Annotated in this window: 14 protein-coding genes; 3 read left to right on the top strand and 11 right to left on the bottom strand. The window is 71.9% G+C overall.

Features of this window, described 5'->3' with window-relative positions; translation table 11 throughout:
* Positions 1-69: 69 nt before the first annotated feature.
* The 5 genes from AB0K03_RS17000 to AB0K03_RS17020 are packed head-to-tail and all read right to left on the bottom strand — an operon-like array spanning position 70 to position 4,628.
* Complete coding sequence (locus AB0K03_RS17000) at positions 70-1,173, bottom strand: bifunctional RNase H/acid phosphatase (RefSeq protein WP_364685271.1); 1,104 nt, start codon at positions 1,171-1,173, stop codon at positions 70-72.
* Positions 1,170-1,904 (bottom strand): DUF7581 domain-containing protein, encoded by a 735-nt coding sequence (locus AB0K03_RS17005; protein WP_364685274.1) that lies wholly within the window; start codon positions 1,902-1,904, stop codon positions 1,170-1,172. Before AB0K03_RS17005 ends, AB0K03_RS17000 begins: the two co-directional genes overlap by 4 nt.
* On the bottom strand, positions 1,901-2,761 hold the full coding sequence (locus tag AB0K03_RS17010; protein ID WP_364685277.1) for a Nif3-like dinuclear metal center hexameric protein: 861 nt from the start codon (positions 2,759-2,761) through the stop codon (positions 1,901-1,903). Before AB0K03_RS17010 ends, AB0K03_RS17005 begins: the two co-directional genes overlap by 4 nt.
* A gap of 36 nt (positions 2,762-2,797) precedes the next feature.
* A complete protein-coding gene (locus AB0K03_RS17015; RefSeq protein ID WP_364685280.1) occupies positions 2,798-3,385 on the bottom strand; it encodes a flavoprotein in 588 nt (195 codons plus the stop codon).
* A gap of 13 nt (positions 3,386-3,398) precedes the next feature.
* Entirely contained in the window at positions 3,399-4,628 is a 1,230-nt protein-coding gene (locus tag AB0K03_RS17020) for a helix-turn-helix domain-containing protein (RefSeq protein ID WP_364685282.1), read from the bottom strand.
* Between the two features lie 244 nt (positions 4,629-4,872).
* Here AB0K03_RS17020 and AB0K03_RS17025 point away from each other — a divergent pair, with 244 nt between their 5' ends.
* Positions 4,873-5,568 (top strand): bifunctional DNA primase/polymerase, encoded by a 696-nt coding sequence (locus AB0K03_RS17025; protein WP_364685285.1) that lies wholly within the window; start codon positions 4,873-4,875, stop codon positions 5,566-5,568.
* A gap of 290 nt (positions 5,569-5,858) precedes the next feature.
* Here AB0K03_RS17025 and AB0K03_RS17030 read toward each other — a convergent pair whose 3' ends face one another.
* Positions 5,859-6,437, bottom strand: coding sequence for an XRE family transcriptional regulator (locus AB0K03_RS17030; RefSeq protein ID WP_364685479.1), 579 nt, complete (start codon positions 6,435-6,437; stop codon positions 5,859-5,861).
* A gap of 50 nt (positions 6,438-6,487) precedes the next feature.
* On the opposite strand from AB0K03_RS17030, the gene AB0K03_RS17035 reads away from it, so the two are divergent.
* Positions 6,488-7,435 carry an NAD(P)/FAD-dependent oxidoreductase gene (locus AB0K03_RS17035; protein ID WP_364685288.1) on the top strand — a complete coding sequence of 316 codons (948 nt, stop codon included), beginning with the start codon at positions 6,488-6,490 and terminating at the stop codon, positions 7,433-7,435.
* Here AB0K03_RS17035 and AB0K03_RS17040 read toward each other — a convergent pair.
* Both AB0K03_RS17040 and AB0K03_RS17045 read right to left on the bottom strand, forming a co-directional pair.
* Positions 7,408-8,292, bottom strand: a complete 885-nt coding sequence (locus AB0K03_RS17040; RefSeq protein WP_364685291.1) for a hypothetical protein — start codon at positions 8,290-8,292, stop codon at positions 7,408-7,410. The genes AB0K03_RS17035 and AB0K03_RS17040 overlap by 28 nt on opposite strands.
* A gap of 194 nt (positions 8,293-8,486) precedes the next feature.
* Positions 8,487-8,780, bottom strand: a complete 294-nt coding sequence (locus AB0K03_RS17045; RefSeq protein ID WP_364685292.1) for a barstar family protein — start codon at positions 8,778-8,780, stop codon at positions 8,487-8,489.
* Between the two features lie 227 nt (positions 8,781-9,007).
* Between AB0K03_RS17045 and AB0K03_RS17050 the strand changes: the two genes are divergently transcribed.
* Complete coding sequence (locus AB0K03_RS17050) at positions 9,008-9,541, top strand: dihydrofolate reductase family protein (protein ID WP_364685295.1); 534 nt, start codon at positions 9,008-9,010, stop codon at positions 9,539-9,541.
* 17 nt (positions 9,542-9,558) lie between these two features.
* On the opposite strand, the gene AB0K03_RS17055 is transcribed toward AB0K03_RS17050, so the two are convergent.
* From AB0K03_RS17055 to AB0K03_RS17065, 3 genes are all read right to left on the bottom strand, one after another.
* Positions 9,559-11,682, bottom strand: a complete 2,124-nt coding sequence (locus tag AB0K03_RS17055; protein WP_364685298.1) for a methyl-accepting chemotaxis protein — start codon at positions 11,680-11,682, stop codon at positions 9,559-9,561.
* 79 nt (positions 11,683-11,761) lie between these two features.
* Positions 11,762-14,500, bottom strand: coding sequence for a pyruvate dehydrogenase (acetyl-transferring), homodimeric type (aceE, locus tag AB0K03_RS17060; protein WP_364685301.1), 2,739 nt, complete (start codon positions 14,498-14,500; stop codon positions 11,762-11,764).
* A 150-nt stretch (positions 14,501-14,650) separates the two neighbouring features.
* Entirely contained in the window at positions 14,651-15,055 is a 405-nt protein-coding gene (locus AB0K03_RS17065; protein WP_364685303.1) for a YjbQ family protein, read from the bottom strand.
* Positions 15,056-15,211: the final 156 nt, after the last annotated feature.

Consider the following 15,211-nt stretch of genomic DNA (forward strand, 5'->3'; position numbering starts at 1 on the left):
CGAAGCATTTAACAAACTTTCCTGATTGAGGAAGCTAAACGCCCTGATCTGGAGAAGCAATAAGCCGATCTATCGAAGATGCGCCGTCTCGTTGACCGAACGCACCGCTATGCCCCCATCCGGCCACATGTCCATCGTGGAGACGCCGGCCGCGTCCAGGAACAGCCGGTGCAGGAACGCGTCGCCTGCGGCGAGCGCGTCACGCAGGATCAGCTTGATCGGCGAGACGTGCGAGACCACCACGACGACCGAGGACGGGTACGCGGACTGCAGCGTCGCCAGCGCGCCCCGGACCCGCTTCGACACGGTCTGGAACGACTCCCCGCCCGGCGGCGCCACGCTCGTCGAGCCGAGCCAGCGGTCCATCTCCGCGGGCCAGCGCTCACGCACCTCGCCGAAGGTCAGGCCCTCCCAGTCGCCGAAGTCGCACTCGATCAGCTCCGGCATGACGGTGACCGAGACGCCGCCCACCTCTGCGGCGATCAGCTCGGCTGTGCGCGTACATCTGCTCAAGGGTGAGGAGACGACGGCCGCGACGTCGCGGCTGATGCCGGCCACCCGCCCGGCCGCGGCCATGGCCTGCGCCTCGCCCTCGTCGGAGAGCGGCACGTCGCCGCGGCCGGAGTATCGGCCCTGCTTGGTGAGGGCGGTCTCGCCGTGGCGCACGAGGATCAGCCGCGTCGCCGCCTCCATCGACGGGGGCGCCCAGCTGCGCGGCGGCGTCTTCTCCTCGGGCTCGATCACGTCCCGGACCGGCTTGCCGGCGGCCTCGTCCATCGCGCGGTTGGCGAGCGCGTCGGCGAGCTTGTTGCGTTCGCGCGGGATCCAGTCGAAGGTCACCCCGGCGAAGCCGTCCACCAGCTTGGCCGCCTCCGCGGCGAGCGGGCGCAGGCCCGGGTTCTTGATCTGCCAGCGGCCGGACATCTGCTCGATGACCAGCTTCGAGTCCATCCGTACGTCGACCCGCGCCGCACCGAGCTCGGCGGCGGCGCGCAGTCCCGCGATGAGGCCCTGGTATTCGGCGACGTTGTTCGTCGTGGTGCCCAGCGAGCCGTGCCGCTCGAGCAGCACGTCGCCCGAGCCGGTGTCGCGCACGACAGCGCCGTACCCGGCCGGGCCGGGGTTGCCCCGCGACCCCCCGTCCGCCTCGACGACCACCCGGAGGTCGCTCACAGACCGGACTCCGCCGTACGCACCATGATCCGGCGGCACTCCTCGCAGCGGACCACCTCGTCGGCGGGGGCGGACTTCACCCGCGCCAGGTCGGCGCCGTACAGCTCGATGCGGCAGCCGCCGCACCGGCCGGAGCGGAACAGCGCGGCGCCCAGCCCGGTCTCCTCGCGGATCTTGTCGTACAGCTTGACCAGGTCGGGCGGCAGGTCGGCGGCGAGCGGGCCGCGGGCCTGGTTCTTGAACTCCTGCTCCTTGGTGATCTCCGCGTACGCCTCGTCCCGTCGTGACTCGGCCGCCGCCCGGCGCTCGCTCGCCTCGGCGATGCGCTTCAGCACCTCGTTGAGCGTCTGCTCGGCGGTCTCGCGGCGCTCCATCAGCTCGAGCTCGGCGTCCTCCAGCTCCGACTGCCGGCGGTTCAGCGTCGCCAGCTCGTGCTGCAGGCCCTCGATCTCGCGCAGCGCGCCGCCGGCGTCGAGGCGGGCCTGGTCGCGCTGCTTACGCGTACGGACCTGCTCGATGTCCTTCTCGTAGCGGGAGATGTCGCGGTCCAGGTCGTCGACGGCCACCTGGGCGCGGGCCCGCTCGTCCTCCAGCGCGGAGAGCTCACGGGCCACGGTGTCGATCTCGGCGAGCTCGGGCAGCGACCGGCGACGGTGCGCGAGCTGGTTGAGCGCGGTGTCGACGGCCTGCAGGTCGAGCAGGCGGCGCTGGGCTTCCGGGGCGGCCTTCACGGGTGGATCTCCTTGTCGTCGGCGACCGCGTGCACGGTCCAGGGGTCGGTGTCGAGGTCGGAGACGAGGACGGCCACGCCGAACTGCGCGCGCAGCCACCCGGCCACCTCGTCGAGCCAGGGGCGCTCGCTGGCCCAGTGCGCCACGTCGAGCAGGGCGGGACCGCCCGCGGCGAGATGCTCGCCGGCGGGGTGGTGTCGCAGGTCGGCGCAGAGGTACGCGTCCACGCCGGCGGCCGTCGCCTGCTGGAGGAAGGAGTCGCCCGCGCCGCCGCAGACGGCCAGCGTACGCACGAGCAGATCGGGGTCACCGGCGGCCCGGACCCCGGCCGCGGTGGCGGGCAGCCGGCGCGCGGCGAACGTGGTCAGCTCCGCCAGCGTCATCGGGGCGGCCAGCTCGCCGATCCGGCCGATCCCCCGGCCCTCGCCGGCGGCCGGGCTGCCCGGGGCGGCGGGCGCCAGCGGGCGCAGCCCGACGAGGTCGAGGCGGGCGGCGAGGGCGTCGGACACGCCGGGATTCGCGACGTCGGCGTTGGTGTGCGCGACGTACAGGGCGATGTCGGCCTTGATCAGCCGGTGCACGATGCGGCCCTTGTACGTGTCCGGCGCCACCGACGAGACGCCCTTGAGCAGCAGCGGATGGTGGGCGACGATCAGCCCGGCACCGGCCGCGACCGCCTCCTCGACCGTCTCCGGGACGCAGTCGACCACGCACAGGATGCGCTCGACCGGCAGCTCGAAGTCGCCCAGCACGGGACCGACCCGATCCCACTGCTCCGCCCACGACCTGGGATAACGCCGGTCGAGGGCGGCGATGACCGTACGGACGGTCGGCGGGGCGAGCACGGAGTCGGTCACGGCCGCCAACTCTACTGGAGGCCTGCGGGACGCCCCCTAGGAGCGAGCCCCCGGCTCGACCCGGTTGTCCGTCTCGAAGCGCGCGTGCAGGGTCTGCAGCGCCCGCCGCCACGGGAACCGGCTGCGGAACCGGTCGTTCTGGCCGGGACCGCCCAGGCTCACCACGTCGTCGCCGTACAGGACCTCGACGCCCCAGGTACGCAGCTTCGCCATGCTCTCGTGCAGCGCCGGGTGCATCGCCATGACCTTGTTCGTGTACGGCACCACGACGGTCGGGATGCCGAAGCCGTACCCCTCGATCAGCAGCCCCAGCACGAGCGTGTCGGTGATGCCGGCAGCCCACTTGTTCACGGTGTTGACCGTGGCGGGCGCCACGATCATGGCGTCGGCCGGCGGGAGCAGATCGTCGTCGCCCGGGTTCTTGTAGTAGCTGCGGACGGCGTGCCCGGTCTGCGCCTGCAGCGCCGCCGCGTCGACGAACTTGCGCCCGTCCGGGGTGGTGATCACGCAGACCTCCCAGCCGTCACGCTGGGCCAGGTCGACGAGCACACCCACGTCCCGGGCGATCGGTGAGCCGCACACCAGGATGTAGAGCACGCCGGGCGTGGGGTTGGCCGTGCTCACCGCGCAACCCACCTCATACGCCGACTCCCATCTGTTCGGCCAGCTCCGCGATGGGTGCCGGCGGGGTGCCCCGCGTGCGTCGCAGCACGTCGGAGATGACCTCGTGGGCCAGCGGGCGGCAGCGGATCTCGGACGGGGCGAGCCGGTCGCCCTCCAGCAGCATCTCGCTGGCCTTCTCCACATCACCCAGCTGGGTGTACCCGCGCGCGATGTCGAGGAAGTGGTGCGCGCGCCGTTCCGGGAGCATCGCGGCGAAGTGCTCCTGGTCGATCCGGTTGTGCGTCTCGATCGCCTTGCCGCCGTCACCGAGCTCGACCGCGGCCGCGGCCCGGTGCAGCTCCACATTGGTCGGCCCGAAGGACGTCCAGTAGTAGTTGAAGTCGCCGCCGAGCGCGGCCGCCGCCTGCTCGGCGCCGGTGACCAGGTCGCGCACGGTGGCACTGTCGCCGATGCGTGCCGCCGCCATCGCGCCGGTGAGCAGCAGCAGCCCGTACACGGACAGCCGCTCCGGCGTCGCCGAGTCCGGCGTCGTCGGGGCGAGCCGGTTCGCGATGTTGACGTTGACCTCGAGGGCCGAGCGGACCCGGCCGAGCGAGAGCAGCGCCATGCCGACCCGGTGGCTGGCCATCCCGGCCAGCAGCTGGTCGCCGGCGCGCTGCGAGACCGCGATGGAGCGGTCCGCCGCGAGCCAGGACAGCTCGTGCTCGCCGACCTTGCGCAGCGCCGAGGAGGCGATCTGGTACACCTGCCCGAGCAGGTGCGCCGCGTCGCGGGCCTCCTCGCCGCTCGCGTGGGCGCTGTCCGCGGCCTGCGCGTCACGCAGCAGCTGCGGCAGCTTGCGGGCGAGCACGCCGTACTTCGCGTGCTGATAGGTCAGCCAGGCGTGGCTGACCGCCTTGCGCATCTCCGTCAGCGGCGGCGCCTGCGGGACGGGATGGAAGAACGCGCTCATCTGGTCGTAGCGCTCGAGCGCGGCGCGGATCTCCTCGACCTCGACCTGGTCGATGCAGTTCTGCGTCTCCGGCCGCCGTTCGACGTCCTTGCCCAGCAGCAGCTGGACGTCGATCGCGAGCACGTCGGCGATCTCGTACACGACCGAGAACTTGTCGAGCCGGCGGACCCCCCGCTCGACCTTGTCGACCCAGCTCTTGGACTTGCCCAACCGGTCCGCGAAGACCTGCTGAGACATCTTGCGCCGGCCGCGCCAGTAGGCGACTCGCCGGCCGATCGGCAGCTCGTCCACGGTGCCTCCCCAAACTCACCCGGCGACTCCCGCCGGTGAGCACCCGGTGCTTCACGTGCAGTGTGGACCTCACTCGTCCGTGCTGGTCGCACAGGTTGTGTGATCGCCTGCCCACCGTTGCTCGTAGTTTCTCATGCAACTTGCAATGGGTGATCTGACCGAACCAACGACGCGTGTCGCGCTTGGTAACGGCAACCCCGCCTGATATAGCGGCAGCGAGTCCCGAACCGGGGGTAAACCGACCATGCAGTGGAGCAACCGAGAGCCGATCGGCCCACGGGCCCTCCTCGATCGGCTGCGCCTGCGCCGTGCGGCGCTGCGCTACGCCCGGCAGGGCTGGGCGGTGACGCCGGGGGCGTACCTCAGCGGCGACCGCTTCGCCTGCGGCCGGCCCGGCTGTCCGATCATGGGCTGCCATCCCGCGATCGAGTGCTGGGAGGACGACGCGTCCGCGGACCCCGCGCGCATCGCCGGCTGGTGGCGCGACCGGCCGTACACGGTGCTGCTCGCCACCGGCGGCGCCTTCGACGTCCTGGAGGTGCCGGCCGCGGTGGGCCTGCGGGTCCTCGGCGCGGTACGGCTGCACACCGGCGTGATCGGACCGGAGCGCGAGGACGCCCGCGGCCCGGTCGCGGTGGCGCCGTCCGGACGCTGGATGTTCCTGGTACGCCCCGGCGACGAGCTGCGCCCCGAGCTCGCGTCCTGCCTGGACGTCCTGCGGCACGGCCGCGGCTCGTGGATCCCGGCCGCGCCGAGCCGGACGCCGGACGGACAGGTCCGCTGGGCCGTCACCCCGGAGGAGAACGGCTGGCGGCTGCCCGCCTCTGCGACCGTGCAGGCGATGCTGCTGGACGCGCTCGACGCGCTGGGACGGCGTCCGCAGCCCGGCGCCCCGCTGAGCGTGCCGCGGCAGATGTCCACGGCCCGCCGCGCCGCCTGAGCCGTCCTCGCCGCGTTCGTGCCCGGACGCCGCGCACCGACCGGCGGCCGGCTCCTCGGAGCTGGTGGCGGACGGTATTCGGGCACTGCCGGTGGCATGCATGTCGCAGCCACCGTATTGACCTACCTTGCGGTAGGCACTCACCCGAACGGGTGAACACATGATCACCCTCCGCGCATGAAACCCGCTCGTGACCGGCGAACGGATCCTGGCACGATGCGGGCCATGGTCACCATTCATGTCGCGCCGCGGGCGACATCACGGTGCTGCTGGTCGCGTACCGTAGAGATCTACTTCCGGGTTGACCGGGCGCGGACGTGCATGCGCTCGCCCTGCGGCCCGAAGATGGTGAGGAACTCGACCGCCTCGCCGGAGGCGCGGCCGAACCAGTGCGGCACGCGGGTGTCGAACTCCGCCGCCTCCCCCGCCGGCAGGACCAGATCGTGCTCGCCGAGGACGACGCGGAGCCGGCCACTGATCACGTACAGCCACTCGTACCCCTCATGGGTCTTCGGGTCCGGCACCTCGGCCGGGCCCGGCGGGATGAGGTGCTTGAAGGCCTGCAGGCCGGTCGCCTGACGGCTCAGCGGCAGGATCGTCTGGCCGCTGCTGTGCTTGATCGGCCGGGCGTAGATCCGCGGGTCCCCGGTGGGCGGCGCTCCGACCAGGTCGTCGAGCGGCACGTGGTAGGCCCGGGCCAGCGGTAGGAGCAGCTCCAGCGTGGCCTTGCGCTGCCCCGACTCGAGCCGCGACAAGGTGCTGACCGAGATGCCGGTGCTCTCCGACAACGCGGCGAGCGTCGTGCCGCGTTCCTGCCGCAGCGCGCGCAACCGCGGCCCGACCGCCGCGAGCACCTCATCGTTTGCCATCACGGCAAATAACTTTGCCACTTTCGGGGCGGCTCGGCCACCGTTGCGGCATGACGTACGACGTGATCGTGATCGGCGGGGGACCCGCCGGATTGAGTGCGACGGTGGCGCTGAGCCGGGCGCTGCGCAAGGTTCTGCTGGTCGACGCGGCGGAGCCGCGCAACGCGCCCGCCGAGGGCATCCACAACTACCTGACCCGCGACGGGGTCCCGCCGGCGGAATTCCGCGAGCTCGGGCGCGCGGAAGCCGTCCGCTACGGGGCCGAGGTGATCGACGGAGAGGTCGTGTCGGCAGCGCCGGGCGACGGGCTGCTCGGCGTGACGCTGGCGGACGGGCGGCGGTTCGACGCCCGGCGGCTGCTGGTCACCACCGGCCTCACCGACGAACTGCCGGACGTGCCCGGCCTGCGGGAGCAGTGGGGGCACGGGGTCCTGCACTGCCCGTACTGCCACGGGTACGAGGTCCGCGGCAAGGCGATTGGCATCCTGGGCTCCGACCCGATGTCGCTGCACCAGGCCCAGATGTGGCGGCAGTGGAGCGACGACATCACCCTCTTCCTGCACACGGCCCCGGCCCCGGACGAGACCCAGGCCCGCGAACTCGCCGCACGCGGCATCACGGTCGTGCCGGACAAGGTCGCCGAGGTGGTCGCCACGGACGGCAGCCTGACCGGCGTACGGCTGACCGACGGCACGATCGTGGCGTGTGACGCGCTCGTCGTGGCCCCGCGGTTCGTGGCCAATGCCGGGGTGCTCGGGTTGCTGGGTCTGGAGGCCACCGGGAACGAGCGCGGGTCGGCCGTGGCGGCTGAGCCCACGGGGCGCACGGCGGTACCCGGCGTCTGGGTGGCCGGGAACGTGGCCGACCAGATGGCGCAGGTGGTCAGCGCGGCCGCGGCCGGGCTGCACACGGCGGCTCAGCTGAACATGGATCTGATCACCGAGGAGGTGCAGCAGGCGGTGGCCGGGGCTCAGCGGTCCGCGGCCAGCTCCCGGTAGGCGGCGATGACGGCCGCCGTACGCTCGGCCAGCTCCGGACCCGAATCCGCGGGCGCCGCGGCGGCGGCCGTCAGCCGGGAGATGGCCAGCTCGGCATCCCGGGCGGTCCGGCCGATGCGCTGCTCGCGGAGCAGGTCCTCACCCGCCAGCGCGGCGGTGTTGATGCTCGCCAGGATCCGGTTGGCCGCCTCGGCCGTGGAGCGCCACAGCCCTTCCACCCGGAGCCGCTGCTCGGCGAGGGCCTGCACGGCCGGGCTGTCGGCGGGGAGATTGTGCCGCGAGGCCGCACCCAGCTCGTCCCGCAGCCGCCGGATCTGCTGCCGGCGCGCCATGATCCCGGCCAGGTCCCGCAGCGCCGCGGTCAGGTCGCGGTCGGCCTGGTCGGCGTCGACCATGTGCCGCAACGCCGGCCAGGTCAGCCGTACCCGCCGGGCCACCGCCAGCGCCCGCCCGTAGACGGCCCGCTCCTCGGCGGCGTGCAGAACGAAGGAGTCGTCACCGCGGGGCAACGCCAGCACCCCGGTGCGGGCGGCCCGTGCCTGCCCGGCGGTGACGGAGGCGACCAGGGCCACGGCCCCCGCCACGCCCGCCCACCAGGGAATGCCGAGCGCGGTGAGCACGGCCACCAGCACGAGCAGGGCCAGCGAGAGCTGAGACGAGAACCGCACCCGGTCCTCCCTGCTCCGCCCGCTCGCCGCCACCGGCACGACCTCGACGACCGACCCCTGCCGGTCGCGCTTGGCGCGCCCCGACCGCATCTTGATCGGGTACGGCGACACCACGATCTTCTCGGCGTCGACACCGATGAACAGCTTCTCGCCGGCGGCGCCGGTGGACGAGCCGTGGTGTCCGCTCATCGCACGCCCTTCCCGGCCGGTGCCTCTGACGAATCCGCCGAACCCGGGCGGCCTCGGTAGCAGAGCGGGCCCGGCCGCCGAGGGGGGTACGGTCGGGCCCGCTCACCCGCGGAGCCGTCCGCAGGTGCCAGAAGGAATCGGGCGGGCCGGGCCGGACCTGAGACGGCCGCGGGTGCAGCGCGGGTGCACCCGCCTCAGTCGAGTACGCGGAAGATGAAACGCTCGTTCCAGCCGCGCCCCTCGTCGCCGGCCTCGATCTCCGTCAGCGTCGACACGAACTGCTCGTACGCGCTCGCGCCGAGCGCCATCCGGATGCTGTCGGCGTGGGTCCACACCAGCTGCACCGGGCGCGGGTCCCCGGCGGCGAGGTGCCGGCGGAGATCGGCGAGATCGTGCCGGTAGTACGGCCCGTAGCCGAGCGCCCCGGCCAGCCTGCGGTGCAGGTCCGCGGCGTTGAGCACGAACCGTCCGTCGATGACCACGTTCACCGTGCCAACCTTCCCATTGCCGGTCGACACCTGACATCGGGCCAACGATCGGGCGACTACGCCGATCTTGCAGGGTGGCCCGCGTCTCCGGCGGGCATTCTCCCCGCATCGTCCCGAGAAACCCGACCGGCCGGCCGACCCGCCCACCCACTCGGCGCAGACCGCGGATCGCCAGCCGGTGCGGGATCATTGCCCGCAGGTGGACGAGAGCTGAGGGAGTGGGAGCCATGGGCAAGCTGGTGGCGGTGTCGTACGTGACCCTCGACGGCGTCTTCGAGGAGCCGGCGTGGAGCGGGCCGTACTTCAACGACGAGCTGGGCAGCTGGCAGGACGCCAACCTGCGCGAGGCCGGCGCCCTGCTGCTGGGGCGCAAGACGTACGAGGGTTTCAAGGCCGCCTGGCCGCAGATGGAGGCCTCGACCGGGGACTTCGGCAAGCGGATGAACTCGATGCCCAAGCACGTCGCCACGACCACGCTCACCGAGCCCGAGTGGAACGCGACGTTCCTGCAGGGCGAGGTCTCCGAGGCGGTCGCGCGGCTGAAGGCCGGGCCCGGCACCCTGCTGCTCAACGGCAGTGCCGACCTGCTCAACTATCTGACCCGGCACAACCTGGTCGACGAGTACCGGATCATGATCTACCCCGTCGTGGTCGGCGAGGGCCGCAAGCTCTGGCACGAGGGCACCAAGGTGGCGCTCACCCACACCGGCTCCTGGACCACGAAGACCGGGGTCGAGGTCATCACGTACGTCCCGGCCTGAGCGGGTCGCGTCCCGCTTCAGACGGTGAAGCGGTCGACCAGCTCGGTCAGCCGCCGGGCGGTCGCGTCGAGCTCGCCGGCCGCCTCGTGCGACACGGTCACCGCCGCGCGGGTGCTCTCCACCGCCCCGCTCACCGCGCCGATGTCGCCGGCGATCTCCCGGCTGCCGCCGGCCACCTCGACGATGTTGCGGGACATCTCGGCGGTCGTCGCGGCCTGCTGCTCCACGGCGGCGGCGATCGCGTTCTGGTAGTCGTTCACCCGGGCGATCGTGGCCGTGATCGCGTTGATCGCCTCGACCGCCCGCGCGGTGTCGCCCTCGATCGCCGACACCCGCGCGGTGACGTCCTCCGTCGCCTTCGCCGTCTCCTGGGCCAGGTCCTTCACCTCGCCGGCGACCACCGCGAAGCCCTTGCCGGCGTCACCGGCCCGGGCCGCCTCGATCGTCGCGTTGAGGGCCAGCAGGTTCGTCTGCTCGGCGATGCTGGCGATCAGCCGGACCACGTCGGCGATCTGGCCGGTGGAGGAGCGCAGCTCGTCGATCACCCCGGAGGCGGTGGCGGTCAGGCCGACGCCGTCACGCCCGGCCTGCGCGGCGTCCTGGGCGTTGCCCGAGATCTCCCCGATCGAAGCGCCCATCTGCTCGGCGCCCGCGGCCACGGTCTGCACCACGGCCGAGATCTCGCCGGCCGCGCGGGTGGCGGAGCCGGCCTGCTCGGCGGCGGCCGCGGCCGAGGCGGTCAGCTGCGCGCCGGTCGCCGCGACCTGCCCCGCCGACCGGGAGACCTCGCGCGAGGCCTCGGTCACCTCGGCCATCACCTGGCGCAGCTCCGCCGCCGCGGTGGTGAGCGCGGCGCCGGCCCGGCCGATCTCGTCGTGCCCGCCGGCCGCGACGCGGACCGTGAGGTCCCGCTTGGCCAGCCGCGACAGCCCCGCGGTGAGCGAACGGAGCCGCCCCGAGATCGTGCGGGCCTGCCAGGCGGCGAACAGCCCGCCGGCCACCGCGAGCAGCAGCGCGGCCACGAGGAAGGCGATGAGCATGGCGCGGCGGCCGTCCTGCACCGCGTCGACCGCGCCGGCGGTGTCGCCGTCGTACCCGCCCACGGCGATCGCCCACGAATACTGCGGGTACGACGCGACGGTCGTGGTCGTGTCCCCAGCCGGCGCGCCGGCAGCCCCGGGCAGCCGGTACGTGGCCCGCCAGGTCGCTCCCCCGGTCAGCTTCGGCGCCTGGGTGACGATCTGCTCGACGTACTTGGTGCCGTCGGCGTCGGTGGCGCCCAGGTCCGTGCGTCCGGCGGCCCCGGCGATGCTGGAGGCGATGATCCGGCCCGCGTCCGCCTTGGTGGAGCTGTAGACGGTCACCCAGCCGTTCTCCCGGACCTTGCTGCCGGAGATCGCGTCGGTCAGCTCCTTGAGCGCCTCCGACTGCTGCACGCCGACGTACAGGGCGCCGACCACCCGGCCGGTGGCGTCCTTGATCGGGTCGTACGCGGTGATGTACCAGGAGCCCACGACCAGCGCGACGCCCCGGTACGGCTTGCCGGCCTTGATCGCCGTGGCCACGGCGTTCGGCGCGCCGTCCGCCCCCACCGCCGGGATGAACGTGCCGATGGCCCGCCGGTTGCCCGTGGTCTTGACGTTGGTGCCGACGCGCAGCAGGTCGCCGGCCTCGTTCATCCGCTGGAAGACCGTCACCGTGCCGCCGAGCAGCGACACGACGTCGTCGACGAACGGCGTCGGCTTGCGCAGATCGAGGTTCTGGCCCAGCCACTGCCCGGCCACCGTCATCCGGGGCAGGGTGACGGTCTGCTTGTCCTGGGTGAACTGGTTGGTGGCGGTCCAGGTCGCCGTGCCGTCCGAGAACTCCACGCCGCCGCGCTGGGCCAGCATCTGGCCGGCGGCCGTCATGTCGCCGTTCACACCGGACTGGATCTCGTCACCGACCGAGCTGACCAGGCGGGTGACCTCGTCCGTGGTCCGGTTCAGGTCCTCGGTGGTCAGCTTCTCCACCTGCGCCTGCGTGCGGTCGGCGAACGCGTCGCTCTGCCACGCGCCGACCCCGAAGAGGACCGCAGCGGTACTGAGAATGCCGCCCAGGCCCAGGGCGAGAAGCTTGTGGCCGATCTGCAGACGCGCCATGCAGGCCTGTTCGGCCGTTCAGGGCAAGAAATGAGGGGGTGGCGCGGGCCACCCCCTCATCACGCGGTGCCGGGCGTCGTCAGCTGTCCCCGCCGGTCTCGCCGACCGGGGCGGCGTTCACGTCGTCGATCGCGTACTTCTTGGCGGCCTCGGCCGGCACGTGCGACGGCACCTTGCCGCGCAGCGCGAGCTGGCGCAGCGTCGCCACCGCGATGGACTCGGCGTCCACGTGGAAGTGCCGGCGCAGCGCGTGCCGGGTGTCGCTCATGCCGAAGCCGTCGGTGCCCAGCGACGTCCAGTCGTTCGGCACCCAGCGGCTGATCAGGTCCGGCACCGCCCGCATCCAGTCGCTGACCGCGACGGCCGGGCCCTCCGTGCCCTCGAGCTTCTGCTCGATGTACGGCTTACGCGGCTGGTCGCCCGGGTTCATGAGGTTGTGCTCCTCGGCCTCGACCGCGTCGCGGCGCAGCTCGGTCCACGAGGTCACCGACCACACGTCCGCGGCGACGCCCCAGTCCTGGGCGAGCAGCTGCTGCGCCTTGAGCGCCCACTGCATGCCCGTTCCGGAGGCGAGCAGCTGCGCCTTCGGGCCTGTGGCCTGCGGCGCCGCCGCGTACTTGTAGATGCCCTTGAGCAGGCCCTCCACGTCGACGCCCGACGGCTCCGCCGGCTGCACGATGGGCTCGTTGTAGACGGTGAGGTAGTAGAAGATGTTCTCCGGCGACTCGCCGTACATCCGGTGCAGGCCGTTCTCCACGATGTGCGCGATCTCGAACGCGAACGCCGGGTCGTACGCGACCACCGCCGGGTTCGTCGCCGCGATCAGCATCGAGTGCCCGTCCTCGTGCTGCAGGCCCTCGCCGTTGAGCGTGGTCCGCCCGGCGGTCGCGCCGAGCAGGAAGCCGCGGGTCATCTGGTCCGCCGCCGCCCACAGCTCGTCGGCGGTGCGCTGGAAGCCGAACATCGAGTAGAAGATGTACAGCGGGATCATCGGCTCGGCGTGCGTGGCGTACGACGTGCCGGCCGCGATGAAGCTGGCCGTGGAGCCCGCCTCGTTGATGCCCTCGTGCAGGATCTGCCCGTTGGTGGCTTCCTTGTACGACAGGAACAGCTCGCGGTCGACCGACGTGTACGTCTGGCCGTGCGGTGAGTAGATCTTGCGGGTCGGGAACAGGGAGTCCATGCCGAACGTCCGCGCCTCGTCCGGGATGATCGGCACCCAGCGGGCCCCGAACTCCTTGTCCTTCATGATGTCCTTGAGCAGGCGGACGAAGGCCATCGTGGTGGCCACCTTCTGCTTGCCCGAGCCGCGCTTGACGTCGCCGAACTTCGCCGACTCCGGGATGTTCAGCGGGATCGCCTTCGTGCGCCGCGACGGCAGGTAGCCACCCAGCTCACGCCGCCGCTCCTGCAGGTACTTCATCTCGTCCGAGTTCTCGCCCGGGTGGAAGTACGGCGGGAGGTACGGGTTCTCCTCGAGCTGTTTGTCCGAGATGTCCAGATAGAGACGGTCCCGGAAGCCCTTGAGGTCGTCCAGGGTCAGCTTCTTCATCTGGTGCGTGGCGTTACGGGCCTCGAAGTGCGACCCGAGCGTCCAGCCCTTGATCGTCTTCGCCAGGATCACCGTCGGCTGACCGGTGTGCTCCATGGCCGCCTTGTACGCCGCGTACAGCTTCTTGTAGTCGTGGCCGCCGCGCTTGAGGTTCCACACCTCGTCGTCGGACATGTGCTCGACCAGCTTGCGGGTGCGCGGGTCGCGGCCGAAGAAGTTCTCCCGCACGTACGCGCCCGACTCGCCCTTGTACGTCTGGTAGTCGCCGTCCGGCGTGACGTTCATGAGGTTGACCAGGGCGCCGTCGGTGTCCGCGGCGAGCAGCGGGTCCCACTCGCGGCCCCAGACCACCTTGATGACGTTCCAGCCGGCGCCGCGGAAGAACGACTCCAGCTCCTGGATCACCTTGCCGTTGCCGCGGACCGGGCCGTCGAGGCGCTGCAGGTTGCAGTTGATGACGAAGGTGAGGTTGTCGAGCTCCTCACGGGCGGCCAGCCCGATCGCGCCGAGCGACTCGACCTCGTCCATCTCGCCGTCGCCCAGGAACGCCCACACGTGCTGCTGGCTGGTGTCCTTGATGCCGCGGTTGTGCAGGTAGCGGTTGAACCGCGCCTGGTAGATCGCGTTCAGCGGGCCCAGGCCCATGCTGACGGTCGGGAACTCCCAGAAGTCCGGCATCAGGCGGGGGTGCGGGTACGACGGCAGACCGCCGCCCGGGTGCGACAGCTCCTGACGGAAGCCGTCCAGGTCGTTCTCGCTGAGCCGGCCCTCGAGGAACGCCCGCGCGTACATGCCCGGGGAGGCGTGACCCTGGAAGAAGATGTGGTCACCGCCGCCGGGGTGCTCCTTGCCGCGGAAGAAGTGGTTCATGCCGACCTCGTAGAGGCTGGCGCTCGACGCGTACGTCGAGATGTGCCCGCCGACCCCGATGTCCGGCCGCTGGGCGCGGTGCACCAGCATCGCGGCGTTCCACCGGATGTACGCCCGGATCCGCCGCTCGACGAACTCGTCGCCGGGGAACCAGGGCTCCTGCTCCGGCGGGATCGTGTTGATGTAGTCGGTGGAGGTCAGGGGCGGCACGCCGACCTGTCGCTCCCGGGCCCGTTCGAGCAGGCGCAACATCACGTAGCGGGCTCTCTTGGCCCCGCGGTCGTCGATGACTCCGTCGAGCGACTCGACCCACTCGCTGGTTTCCTCGGGGTCGATGTCCGGAAGCTGGCTCGGCAGGCCGTCGCTGATCACCGGGCGCTTGCGTTCCGTGGCCACAGGCATTCCTCTTGGTCGGTGTCGGACCGTGCGCCCCATTGTGTGAATCGCACGGGAATGGTTCCATCCTGCCCCCTGACGGTGGCCGGCGTCACGCCTACGGTCCGGCTACGCGACGCGCGACACACGTACTGAGCAGTAACTTCGGGCTCAGCCGGGCAGGAAGCTGAACCGCACCTGGCGCTCCGGATTGTCGCCGTTGGGGTCCACGAGGCAGATGGACTGCCACGTGCCCAGGGCGATGCGGCCGCCGACGACCGGCAGGGTCGCATACGGCGGGATCCAGGCCGGCAGGACGTGGTCGCGGCCGTGGCCGCGCGAACCGTGCCGGTGCCGCCACTTGTCCTCGGCGGGCAGCAGCTCGTCGATCGCCGTGAGCAGGTCGTCGTCCGAGCCGGCGCCGGTCTCGATGATCGCCAGTCCCGCCGTGGCGTGCGGCACGAACACGTGCAGCAGCCCGTCGCCGCGACCGCGGGCGAAATCCTCCGCCTCGCTCGTGATGTCGCGCACGACCGGCCGGTTCCCGGTCCGGACGGTGATCACCGTGGTGTCCATGACCGGGAAGTCTTACACGTAGAGGTCCATCGCCAGGAAGGCCGTCCCCACCGCGACGAACCACAGCCCGCACAGACCCAGCCGGGCCAGGCCCGCCCACAGCGCCATGTCACAAGATCAGCACGCCGTACCGGGTCTGCGCAGGCCGTTCGCCGG

Source organism: Actinoplanes sp. NPDC049316 (assembly GCF_040677315.1).
In the GTDB taxonomy this organism is placed as follows: Bacteria; Actinomycetota; Actinomycetes; order Mycobacteriales; family Micromonosporaceae; genus Actinoplanes.